Origin of the sequence: Streptomyces viridochromogenes DSM 40736 (assembly GCF_000158955.1) — a bacterium.
Classification (GTDB): Bacteria; Actinomycetota; Actinomycetes; order Streptomycetales; family Streptomycetaceae; genus Streptomyces; species Streptomyces venetus.
In genome coordinates this window covers 5,951,889-5,963,299 of the sequence record NZ_GG657757.1, presented here as the reverse complement: position 1 = coordinate 5,963,299, position 11,411 = coordinate 5,951,889, and the positions used below count along the sequence as shown (strand labels likewise).

Genomic DNA, 11,411 nt, shown 5'->3' with positions numbered 1-11,411 from the left:
GACGGGGGTACCGCGGCAGGCATCTCCCGACCTACCGTTCGGTCCATGACTCAGTCTGCCGCCACGTACGAGCTCGCCCAGGTCAACATCGCCCGCCTCAAGGCCCCGTTGGACACCCCGCTGCTGAAGGACTTCGTCGACAGCCTCGACCCGGTGAACGCGGACGCCGACGCGGCCGACGGCTTCGTCTGGCGCCTCCAGGACGACAACGGGGACGCGACCGACATCTCGGTCTTCGGTGACTCCTGGCTCATCATCAACATGTCGGTCTGGCGCGACACCGATGCCCTGACCGCGTTCATGTACCGAGGCAGGCACCGGGAGATGCTCGCCCGCCGCCGTGAGTGGTTCGAGCGCGTCCAGGAGGCCATGGCCACGCTCTGGTGGGTCCCAGCGGGCCACCGCCCCACAGTCGCCGAGGCGGAGTCCCGCCTGCTCCACCTCCGCACCCACGGCCCGACCCCGTACGCCTTCACCCTGCGCACGTCGTTCCCGCCCCAGGGGGCGACACCGCTGCTCGGTGAGGTGCCGGAAGGGCTGGGCTGCTCCGCCTAGCGCCGGATGGTTGATCCCTCGTCCGTCCTCGCCCACGAACGAGGGATCAACCGTCGATCCGCTGACCGGCCTCGATGGCCCCCCGCACCTCCGCGACCCGCTCCCGCTCCTCGACCGCGAAGCGCTCGGCGTCCAGTTTCTCGGCGATCTCCTCGTCCTCGGACATCAGCAGGTCCAGGTCGGAGTCACCCATCTCCAGGACGCCCATATCGACATAGGCCTGCTGGAGCCGTTTCCCCCACAGGCCGATGTCCTTGACGCAGGGGACGATGCGGCTGAAGAGGAGTTTGCGGAAGAGGGCGAGGAACTCGGACTGCTCGCTGCAGGCCTCCGCCTCGGCCTTGGGGATGCCGAAGTTCTCCAGCACCTCGACCCCGCGCAGCCGGTCACGCATCAGATAGCAGCCCTCGATGACGAACTCCTCGCGCTCGCGCAGTTCGGCGTCGGTGAGCTGCTTGTAGTAGTCGCGCAGGGCCATCCGCCCGAAGGCCACGTGCCGGGCCTCGTCCTGCATGACGTAGGCGAGGATCTGCTTGGGCAGGGGCTTGTCGGTCGTGTCCCGGATCATCCCGAAGGCGGCGAGCGCGAGCCCCTCGATCAGGACCTGCATCCCGAGATAGGGCATGTCCCAGCGCGAGTCGCGCAGGGTGTCGCCGAGCAGGGCCTGGAGGTTGTCGTTGATCGGGTACAGCAGCCCGATCTTCTCGTGCAGGAACCGGCCGTAGATCTCCGCGTGCCGGGCCTCGTCCATCGTCTGGGTCGCCGAGTAGAACTTGGCGTCCAGGTCGGGGACCGACTCCACGATCCGGGCGGCGCAGATCATCGCGCCCTGCTCACCGTGCAGGAACTGGCTGAACTGCCAGGAGGCGTAGTGCCGGCGCAGTTCGCCCTTGTCCCGCTCCGTCAGCTTCGCCCAGTGCCGGGTGCCGTAGAGCGACATCGCCTCGTCCGGGGTCCCCAGCGGATCGTACGGATCGACCTCCAGCTCCCAGTCGATCCGCTTCTGGCCGTCCCACTGCTTGTCCTTGCCCTTCTGGTAGAGGGCCAGGAGGCGGTCGCGGCCGTCGTCGTACTCCCAGTTGAAACGGGCCGCGCCGGTCGCCGGCACCTGCCATACGGGCTCTTCCGGATCCTTGGAGTACAGCTCGAAGGTCGGCATGTCCCGCAGATTCACACGTGGTAGACGCCGAGTCAACAAGTAGCGCGCGGGGGATTGACGAGCTTGCTGACAGGCAGTCTCATAAGGGGGACGGTGACGTGTGCACAACGAGGTGGGCAGCCATGACGACCCTGACGGAAGCCGACGCGCTCGACGGCCTGCGCGACGCCCTCGGCCTGCTCAAGGACCGGGAGCAGGTGGCCCAGCGGCTGCTCGACTCCTCCGCCAAGCATTCCTTCGACCCGGACGAGGAGCTGGACTGGGACGCGCCCTTCGAGGAGGGCAAGTGGTTCTGGCCGCCGGAACTGGTGTCGCTGTACGACACCCCGCTGTGGAAGCGGATGAGCGAGGAACAGCGCATCCTGCTCTCCCAGCACGAGGCCGCGGCGCTGGCGTCGCTCGGCATCTGGTTCGAGATCATCCTCATGCAGCTGCTGGTCCGTCACATCTACGACAAGGCGGCGACGAGCGCACACGTGCGCTACGCGCTGACCGAGATCGAGGACGAGTGCCGGCACTCCAAGATGTTCGCCCGGCTGATATCCCACGGCGGTACGCCCTGGTACCCGGTGAGCCGGGTGCACCAGCACCTCGGCCGCCTCTTCAAGACGATCTCGACCACACCGGGTTCCTTCACGGCCACGCTGCTCGGGGAGGAGGTGCTCGACTGGATGCAGCGCCTGACGTTCCCCGACGAGCGGGTCCAGACGCTCATCCGCGGCGTCACCCGTATCCACGTCGTGGAGGAGGCCCGCCACGTGCGCTACGCCCGTGAGGAACTGCGCCGCCAGATGGTGACGGCACCCAAGTGGTCCCAGGAGTTCACGCGGATCACCTCCGGGGAGTTCGCCCGGGTCTTCTCGGTGGCGTTCGTGAATCCCGAGGTGTACACGAACGTGGGGCTGGACAAGCGGGAGGCTCTCGCGCAGGTGCGGGCGAGTGGGCATCGGCGTGAGGTGATGCAGACGGGGTCGAAGCGGTTGACGGACTTCCTGGACGACATCGGGGTGCTGCGGGGAGTGGGGCGGCGGTTGTGGAAGTCGTCGGGGTTGCTGGGGTAGGACTGCGTCGGGCTTGGCCGGGGTCCTGTGCTGTCCGCTGCCGGGTGCTCGGCGTCGGTGCGGGGGGGGCGCGGGGCGTTGCGCAACTCGGCGCGACGAGGTGCCGCCGCGCCCACCCGTGCCGCCCCAGCGGCACGACTGCCCGCAGCTAGGTACGTGCGCAAGGGGCCGTGCCGGGCGGACACCCCCCGGCGCGGCCCCGACCCCCCACCGGACGGTTACGCTGCCGGGCATGACGCCCACCGCCCCCACCCCCGCCTACCGGCGCCTCAGTGTCGAGGAGCGTCGCAGTCAGCTGCTCGCCGCCGCGCTGTCGCTCTTCGCGCACCGCGCGCCGGAGGACGTGTCCCTGGACGACGTGGCGGAGGCGGCCGGGGTGTCGCGGCCGTTGGTGTACCGGTACTTCCCGGGCGGCAAACAGCAGCTGTACGAGGCCGCCCTCAGGTCCGCCGCCGACGAGCTGCGGCACTGCTTCGACGAACCCCGCGAGGGCCCCCTCCTCCCCCGCCTCTCCCGCGCCCTCGACCGCTACCTCGCCTTCGTCGACGAGCACGACGCCGGCTTCAGCGCCCTCCTCCAGGGTGGCAGCGTCGTCGAGACATCACGCACCACCGCCATCGTCGACGGCGTACGCCGCGCCGCCGCCGAGCACATCTTCCAGCACCTCGACGTCACCGAGCCCGGCCCCCGTCTGCGCATGACCGTCCGGATGTGGATCACCGCCGTGGAGGCCTCGTCGCTCATCTGGCTCGACGAGGACAAGGAGCCGCCGGCCGCGGACCTGCGCGACTGGCTGGTCGAGCAGTTCGTCGCCATGCTGAGCGTGACCGCCCGCCGCGACCGGCAGACCGACGCCCTGGTCCGGTCCCTCGCCGAGGATGTCTGACACTGGTCCCGTGAAGAGCGAAGACACCCCCTTCGAGGGCGGCCCCATGGACGGCAGGGTCCTGCCCGTCCTGCTCGGCATCACCGGCCACCCGCCGAAGACGTACCGCATCCCCGTCCCGGACCCCGACGGCGGCCCGCCGACCGTGCTGGTCTACCGCCGCGTGCCCCGGGAAGAGGGCAGGGTCCGCATGACCCAGCGCTGGAAGTACGAGTACGCCCCCGAGGGCGTCCCGCCCAGGCGACTCAACTGGCCGTGGTCGAAGCCAGACGCCACGCCGCCGGGCAAGCCGGACGACGCCGACGGGTGACCCGGTTGCGCCGAACCGCGCACACTCGGCGCGCGCACCGCTCGCACACCCCTGATCCTCACGATGTCCGGTGGCAAAGGGCCACCCCCACATCGGAGGTGATGGAATGTCAGGAAAACTCGGACGTCTGGCTCTGGCCTGCATCGCGGCGACGGCAGCAGGCGCCGCCCTCGCACCCGTACCCGCCACAGCCCTTCCCGAGCCCAGCCCCGGGCCCGGCCCCGCCCCGGACACGGCCTCCGTCGCCGTGGCACCGGACAGGGCCTCCGTCGCCCGCCTCCTGACAGACCTTCAGGAGGTCTACCGCGAGGCGGAGAAGGCCACCGAGGCCTACAACACCACCGAGGACAGGCTGAAGAAGCAGCGCGCCGAGACCGACCGCCTGGACCGCGCCCTCGCCCGCGCCCGGCTCTCCCTGCACGACAGCCGCCGAGCGGCCGGCCGGCTGGCCCGGCAGCAGTACCAGGGCAGCACCAACCTCTCCCCGTACGTACGGCTGCTCCTGGCCCGCGACCCGCAGCGCGCGATCGACCAGGGGCATGTGATCGGCCGGCTCGCGCAGGAGCGGGCGGACACCGTCGGCCGGCTGACCGGCGACGAGTACGAGGCGCACGACCTCGCCCGCACGGCCCGCACGGCCCTCGACGAGCAGCTCGCCCTCACCGAACGGCGGAAGAGGGAACGCGACGAGGTCCACGCCCGCCTGCGGGACGTCGAGGAACTGCTCACGTCCCTCAACCGCGACCAGCTCATCGCGCTCGCCGAGTTCGAGAGGAACGGGATCAGGAAGGCGCAGGAGGAGGTCATGGCGTCCGGCGCGCTCAGCGGCGTGCGCACCCCGACGGCCGGGGGCGGCCGGGCCCTGCGCTACGCCGTACGGCAGATCGGCAAACCGTACGCGTGGGGCGCGGAGGGCCCGACGTCGTACGACTGCTCGGGGCTGACCTCACAGGCGTGGGCGGACGCCGGGACGCCCGTCCCCCGGACCAGCCAGGAGCAGTGGAAACAGCTGCAGCGGATCCCCCTGACCGACCTGCGTCCGGGAGACCTGGTCGTGTACTTCCCGGAGGCCACGCACGTGGCGCTGTACCTCGGCAACGGCATGGTCGTACAGGCGCCCCGGCCGGGTGCGACGGTGAAGGTGTCACCGATCGCGGCCAACCCGGTCCTGGGCGCGGTGCGCCCCGACCCGGACGGGAAGCCCCTGCGGCGGTTCGAGCCGCCGGAGCTCCCCGAGGGCGCCACGGACGGGTCGGACGAGGGATACGCGGCAGGAGGGGGCTACGCGGCGCCCGCGCCGGACACCTCGGCCAGGTAGGCCTGCGTCTTCTCCGGGTCGTAGAAGAAGTTCTCGAAGTCGGCCGGGTTGTTGAAGCCGTTGGCGAACCGGTCGGCGACCGGCTGGAGCTCACCGGCGGCGCCGATCAGGTTCAGGATGTGCTCGGGCGGCGGCGCGAGCATCGCGTTGGTCCACTTGGTGACGTGCTGGGCGGTGTCCCAGTAGCGGTCGAAGGTGGCCCGCATCCACTCCTCGTCGAACGGCTTGTCGCCGTGCTCGACGATCGAGGAGAGGTACGCGGCGGCGCACTTGGAGGCCGAGTTGGAGCCCTGCCCGGTGATCGGGTCGTTCGCCACGACGACGTCCGCCACGCCCAGCACGAGACCGCCACCGGGGAGGCGGCCGATCGGGTTGCGGACGGTGGGGGCGTAGCGGCCGGCCAGGGTGCCGCCCGCGTCGGTCAGTTCGACCTTGGTGGCCCGCGCGTACTCCCAGGGGACGTACCGCTCCATGAGTTCCAGGGTCAGGGAGAGGTGCTCCGCCGGGTCCTTGACGCCGTTGAAGGCGTCGAGCGGGCCGCCGGGTATGCCCTCCCAGAACAGGATGTCGGCACGGCCGGAGGTGGTCAGGCACGGCATGACGAACAGCTCGCCGACGCCCGGCACCAGGTTGCAGCGGACCGCTTCGGTGTCCGGGTGCTCGGGGCGCGGGCCGAGACCGTGCACGTACGACACGGCCAGCGCGCGCTGCGGCTCGCTGTACGGGGAGCGCTCCGGGTCGCGGGCGAACATCTGGACCAGCTCGCCCTTGCCGGCCGAGACGAGCACCAGGTCGTACGTGCGGGAGAAGTAGTCGAGGTCGCCGACGGCCGCGCCGTGGATGACGAGCTGCCCGCCGCGCTGCGCGAACGTCTCCATCCAGCCGGCCATCTTCACCCGCTGGTCGATGGACTGCGCATACCCGTCGAGCCGGCCCAGCCAGTCGATCGCGCGTGCCGCGGGGCCCTCGGCCCAGGAGCCGGGTGCGGCGACCGAGACGCCGAGTCCTTCGATCTTCGGGGCCTGGGACTCCCAGAAGTTCAGCTGGAGGTCGCGCTCGTGCTGCAGGGCCGTGTGGAACATGCACTGCGTCGACATGACCCGGCCGGTGCGGATCTCGTCCGCCGTCCGGTTGGACATGAGGGTGACCTCGTATCCCTGGGACTGGAGGCCGAGAGCTATCTGGAGCCCGGACTGACCGGCTCCGACGACGAGTATCTTCCGCATGCGGGGCTTTCCTCTACTCGGGGGTTTCGTCGAGCGCGTGGCCCACGAGGGCCAGGAGGGTCTCGATCACGGAGATCCGGCGACGCGCGTCCATGATCATGACAGGTATGTGTCGCGGGATGGTCAGCGCCTCCCGCACGTCCTCCGCGTCGAACATCTCGCTGCCGTCGAAATGGTTGACCGCGACGACGTACGGCAGCCCGGAACTCTCGAAGTAGTCCAGTACCGGGAAGCTGTCCTGCAGACGGCGCGTGTCGGCCAGGACGACGGCGCCGATCGCGCCGCGCACGATGTCGTCCCACATGAACCAGAACCGCTGCTGGCCCGGCGTGCCGAACAGGTAGAGCACCAGGTCGTCGTCGAGCGTGATGCGCCCGAAGTCCATGGCCACGGTGGTGGTGGACTTGCCCGGCGTGGCGGTGAGGTCGTCGGTGGCCTCGCTCGCCTCGGTCATCAGCGCCTCGGTCTGCAGGGGCGTGATCTCCGAGACGGCGGTGACCAGCGTGGTCTTGCCCACGCCGAAGCCGCCCGCCACCACGATCTTCGTGGCGATGGGAGCGCGGGTGCGGTCCGTCTGCCAGGCGTGCATGCTCTCGTCGGGCTGGACGGACGGTGATGTACCAGTGACGCCGTGAGCGGCGTCAGAGACGACGGAGTCCACTCAGCACCCTTTCCAGCAGAGCTCGGTCCGGGCGGCCCGTGCCATGGCCGGTGCCCGTTCCGTACACACGGATCTTTCCCTGGTCGGCGAGGTCGCTGAGGAGCACGCGGACCACGCCGAGCGGCATCTTCAGCAGCGCGGCGATCTCGGCCACCGTACGCATCCGGCGGCACAGTTCGACGATGGCCTGGAGCTCCGGCATCACGCGGGTGGAGAGGGAACCGTTCGTCAGTTCCTTGCGCTCCTCCGGTGCCTCCAGTGCGGCCGTGCTCGCCACGAACGTCTCCACCAGGAGGACGTGGCCGAAGCGGGTCCGGCCGCCGGTGAGCGAGTAGGGGCGGACCCGGGCGGGTTTGCGGCCACCCCCGCGGACCGGGAGATGATGCTTGGGCGTACTGCTCATCGGGCCCTCCCCGTCGTCGTCTGGGAATGCTCCAGGGATTTACGGAGTTCGCTGCGGAGCTCGGGCGTCAGGACGTGGCCGGCGCGGCCCACGAACAGGGCCATGTGGTAGGCCAGCACGCTCATGTCGCAGTCCGCGCTGCCGTGGACGCCGAGCAGCGAGCCGTCGCTGATGGACATCACGAACAGGCTGCCCTCGTCCATCGCGATCATCGTGTGCCTGACCCCGCCGAAGTCCATCAGCTTGGCGGCGCCGACGGTGAGGCTGCCGATGCCGGAGACGATGGTGGCCAGGTCGGCGGCGGAGCCGCGCGGGCCGCTCCGCCTGGTCCCGCGGTCTTGCAGGGCCTCCCTCGCCTCTTTGTTGCGGTGGTCGTCGGATGACAGCAGGAGCAGTCCGTCGGACGAGACGACCGCGACCGAGAGGATGCCGGGGACCTCCTCGACGAGGTTGGTCAGCAGCCAGTGCAGGTTGCGGGCCTCACTGCTCAGTCCGATCAGTCCGAAGGTACTGGGAGCGGTCAACTGCTTGCCTCCTCGACTGTGCCCCCCGTGGCTTCTTCGGAATCAGCTGGTACTGATGTGCCGGTCGTCGGCCGCTTGTGCGAGGCCGTCTTCTCGGCGATCTCCGCCTCCACCTCGCGGTAGCCGGCCTGGGCGCCCTGCCGGAAGCCGCCGAGGCGGCGGCGGAGGGCGTCGGCGTCCACGGAGCCGCTGCGCCGGCGCGGTTCGGTGGTCGGAGCGGTGATCTTCGGAGTGCGCTTGGGGAGGCCCTTGTCGGTGACGCGTTCGTGTTCGACGTCGGCCTCCGCCTCGGCTTCGCCTTTCGGCGTGGTGGTTCCCACCCGCACCCCCCGTGCGGGTTTTCGTGATCGTGTGGCCCCTGTGGGGCGTCTCGCCGTCGGCGGCCGCGGGGGCGTGGTGGGCCGGGTGCGGCTGCGCCTGACACGCCGAGCTCCGTCCCGCCCTGCCGGGCCGGCGCTTGGGACGCCGTCCCCGCCTGCGGCGCCGCGGGCGATTCGGCCTGCTGCGCCGGGATCAACAGCTCCATCGTGGTCTCGGCGGGCGTCTCCAACGGGGCGACCGGGGCTTCGGCTGCCGCACGGGCGGGTTCCGTGGGCGCGGTCGGTGCGTTTCCTGCCGGCGCCGCCGGTCGTGCCTCGTCCACCGGTTCCGGATGCCCGACGGCCTCCGTGACCTCCGCCGCGTCCGCGACCTGCCTGGACTCCCCGTACTCCCTGGCCTCCCCGGGCGTCGGGAGCCCGGCGGGCTCGGCGGACCCGGCGCTCTCCGCCGGCTCGGCGAGCTCTGCCGCCGCGGCGGTCTCCTCTCGCTCCACTGCCTTCTCCGCCAGCGCCACCAGTGGGTCGGTGCCGCCGGCGCGGCCGTACAGGACGTTGGAGTTGGCCTCGGCGTCGGCGCCGGGGAGGGAGAAGCTCTGCGTGGTGTTCGAGAGGGGGCCGGACGTCGGGACCGCCGCGGGCGTGGCCGCCGCGAGCAGGGCGCGGGGCAGGACGACGACCGCCGCGACACCGCCCTGCTTCTGTTCGCGCAGCTGCACCCGCACCCCGTGGCGGTGGGCGAGGCGGGCCACGACGTACAGGCCGAGGCCGAGACCGTCCTCGCCCTCCTGGTCGTAGGGCGCCTCCGGGTCGAAGTCGCCGAGGCGGGCGTTCAGCCGCTCCATCCGGTCCTCGGTCATGCCGATGCCCTCGTCCTGGACCGAGAGCATGACCTCGCCGTTCTCCAGCAGCCAGCCGGAGATCTCGACGGGCAGGTCGGGCGGGGAGAACGAGGTGGCGTTCTCCAGGAGTTCGGCCAGCAGGTGGGAGAGGTCGTCCGCGGCGAACCCGGCGATGTGCGCGTGCGGCGGCAGCGCGGCGATACGGACCCGCTCGTACCGCTCGATCTCGCTGACCGCGGCGCGGACCACGTCCACCAGCGGCACGGGCCCGGCGGCGTGCTGGACGTGCTCGGTGCCGGCGAGGACCAGGAGGTTCTCGCTGTGCCGGCGCATGACCGTGGCGAAGTGGTCGAGCTTGAACAGGGTGGAGAGGCGGTCCGGGTCCTGCTCGCGCTCCTCCAGGTTCTCGATGACGGCCAGTTGCCGCTCGACGAGTCCGAGGGTGCGCAGCGCGAGGTTGACGAAGGTGCCGCCGATGGCCGTGCGCAGCCGCTCCAGCTGGGCGGCGGACTCGGCGAGTTCGCCGCGCAGTTCCTCGCGCGCGTCGGCCATCTTCTGCCGCTGGCCGACGAGGTGCTTGCGGTCGGACTCCAGCGTCGTGATCCGCTCGGTGAGTCCGGCCGCGCGTGCGTGCAGGGCGTTGACCGAGCGGACGACCTGGGCGAACTCGTCGTTGCGGCCGGTGAACTTCACCGGCTCCTCCGCCACCGGGTCCTCCGCCTCGGCGAGGCGCTTGGAGCCCAGGCGCAGGACCGCGAGGGGACGCGTGAGGCTGCGCGCCATGCCCGTGGCGACGCCGACGGCGAGCAGCATCAGGGCGCCGAGGACGGCGATGCGGATCTCCAGCGCGGTGACGTCCTCGTCGCGCAGCACCTCGAGGTCCTTGGTGCGGCGGTCGTAGAGGGCGGACTCCACGCCGCGCATCAGGTCGACCCGGGCGGAGAGGGCCGCGTCCAGCTTCTTGCTGTCGGTGGAGAGTTCGCCGCTGGAGAGGGTCGGCTGGTCGGTGAGGGTGGCGAGGTACTTGTCGGCGGAGTTGACCTCGGTGCCGGTGACCGTGGAGTCGAACGAGCCGCGGGCCGACTTGGGGGCGGTGCCGCGGAAGTCGGCCAGGGCCGCGTCGGAGCGCAGCCGGGCCTGCTGGGCGGCGGCGCTCAGGGCGTCGCGCTGCCGGGCGTCGGCGCCGGAGGAGCCGGAGGTATCGGTCGGCAGGCCGGTGACGGGGTCGATGACCGTCCCGGTGCCGCGCGGCACGCTCAGGGCGGCGAGCAGCAGTCCCCGGGCCGCTGCGGCCTGCTGGACGGCGGAGTCCAGCTCGGCCAGGGCGTAGCTGCCGGATCCGGCCCGGGGCGGCGTCTGCTGCGCCAGCTGCTCGGCGAGCCGGTGGAGTTCGGTGATGGCGGTGGAGTACGCCTGGTGCGCTTCGAGGGCGCTGCTCTTGCCGGTGAGCGCCGCCCGGCGCACCGCCGATATCTGGTCGAGGTCGGAGCGGAGCGCGGCGGACGTGTCGGTGTCCGACCGCAGTTCCCCGACCTGCCGGTCCACGCGGGCGCTGCGCTGCTCGGAGGGCGCCTTGGACTTGGGACGGCCGGCCGCGATGTACGAGGTGACGTCGTCGCGCTCGTCGGCGAGGGAGTGCGCGAGGGCGAGAGCGTCCTGCGTCTGCTCCGCGAGCGTCACGAGCTCCTGCGAATCGTGGAGTTCCCCGGAGGCGGCGAGGACCGACGGGGCCCCCGCACCGGCGATGGCCGCGGCGACCACGGCCACGGCCACGATGAGCCGGTTGCGCACATGCGTGGGGCGGCCCTTGCCGGTGGGGGGCGTCGGCTCAGCACCCTGAACGGGGGCCGTCTGCTTGTCCTTGCGACGAGGCCGCGACTTCTGCACCGGTGCTCGCATTCCTGACTCGTGAACTCATGGGCCCGGATGACGCTCCGTCAACTGACGCGCACTCCAGGTACACTTCCCGACCCTCCCAGCGCCGGTGGGCAGCGCACGCGCATCACCTGACCCGCCACCCGAAGGAGTGAACCTCGGAGGAGAGTTGAGGGGCAAGTTCCGCCGGCCCTTGCGGGAGCCTTGCGCGGCAGGCCGGTTGGACGCCGGAGGAAGGCGGTGGCAATATTCGCCACCACGCCTTCCCGGAACA

At 71.2% G+C, this 11,411-nt stretch carries 11 protein-coding genes; 5 read left to right on the top strand and 6 right to left on the bottom strand.

Annotation, left to right across the window (positions count from 1 at the left end):
* The first annotated feature begins 45 nt into the window (after positions 1-45).
* Positions 46-555 (top strand): DUF3291 domain-containing protein, encoded by a 510-nt coding sequence (locus tag SSQG_RS26415; protein WP_003992930.1) that lies wholly within the window; start codon positions 46-48, stop codon positions 553-555.
* 46 nt (positions 556-601) lie between these two features.
* On the opposite strand, the gene SSQG_RS26410 is transcribed toward SSQG_RS26415, so the two are convergent.
* Positions 602-1,714: a ferritin-like domain-containing protein gene (locus SSQG_RS26410; RefSeq protein ID WP_003992929.1), complete on the bottom strand. Its 1,113-nt coding sequence runs from the start codon at positions 1,712-1,714 to the stop codon at positions 602-604.
* A 122-nt stretch (positions 1,715-1,836) separates the two neighbouring features.
* Between SSQG_RS26410 and SSQG_RS26405 the strand changes: the two genes are divergently transcribed.
* From SSQG_RS26405 to SSQG_RS26390, 4 genes are all read left to right on the top strand, one after another.
* A complete protein-coding gene (locus SSQG_RS26405; RefSeq protein WP_003992928.1) occupies positions 1,837-2,775 on the top strand; it encodes an AurF N-oxygenase family protein in 939 nt (312 codons plus the stop codon).
* Positions 2,776-3,007: 232 nt separating this feature from the next.
* Positions 3,008-3,661, top strand: coding sequence for a TetR/AcrR family transcriptional regulator (locus SSQG_RS26400; RefSeq protein WP_003992926.1), 654 nt, complete (start codon positions 3,008-3,010; stop codon positions 3,659-3,661).
* A 10-nt stretch (positions 3,662-3,671) separates the two neighbouring features.
* Positions 3,672-3,971 (top strand): hypothetical protein, encoded by a 300-nt coding sequence (locus SSQG_RS26395; protein ID WP_039933650.1) that lies wholly within the window; start codon positions 3,672-3,674, stop codon positions 3,969-3,971.
* Between the two features lie 106 nt (positions 3,972-4,077).
* On the top strand, positions 4,078-5,289 hold the full coding sequence (locus SSQG_RS26390; protein WP_003992924.1) for a C40 family peptidase: 1,212 nt from the start codon (positions 4,078-4,080) through the stop codon (positions 5,287-5,289).
* Here the strand turns inward: SSQG_RS26390 and SSQG_RS26385 are convergent.
* The 5 genes from SSQG_RS26385 to SSQG_RS26365 are packed head-to-tail and all read right to left on the bottom strand — an operon-like array spanning position 5,253 to position 11,149.
* On the bottom strand, positions 5,253-6,515 hold the full coding sequence (locus SSQG_RS26385) for a styrene monooxygenase/indole monooxygenase family protein (protein WP_003992923.1): 1,263 nt from the start codon (positions 6,513-6,515) through the stop codon (positions 5,253-5,255). The genes SSQG_RS26390 and SSQG_RS26385 overlap by 37 nt on opposite strands.
* A gap of 13 nt (positions 6,516-6,528) precedes the next feature.
* The gene (locus tag SSQG_RS26380) at positions 6,529-7,176 is read right to left on the bottom strand and encodes a GTP-binding protein (protein ID WP_039933648.1); all 648 of its coding nucleotides are present in this window, start codon (positions 7,174-7,176) and stop codon (positions 6,529-6,531) included.
* The gene (locus SSQG_RS26375) at positions 7,157-7,579 is read right to left on the bottom strand and encodes a DUF742 domain-containing protein (protein WP_003992921.1); all 423 of its coding nucleotides are present in this window, start codon (positions 7,577-7,579) and stop codon (positions 7,157-7,159) included. Before SSQG_RS26375 ends, SSQG_RS26380 begins: the two co-directional genes overlap by 20 nt.
* Positions 7,576-8,103, bottom strand: coding sequence for a roadblock/LC7 domain-containing protein (locus SSQG_RS26370; RefSeq protein ID WP_003992920.1), 528 nt, complete (start codon positions 8,101-8,103; stop codon positions 7,576-7,578). Before SSQG_RS26370 ends, SSQG_RS26375 begins: the two co-directional genes overlap by 4 nt.
* A complete protein-coding gene (locus SSQG_RS26365) occupies positions 8,060-11,149 on the bottom strand; it encodes a sensor histidine kinase (RefSeq protein WP_003992919.1) in 3,090 nt (1,029 codons plus the stop codon). Before SSQG_RS26365 ends, SSQG_RS26370 begins: the two co-directional genes overlap by 44 nt.
* Positions 11,150-11,411: the final 262 nt, after the last annotated feature.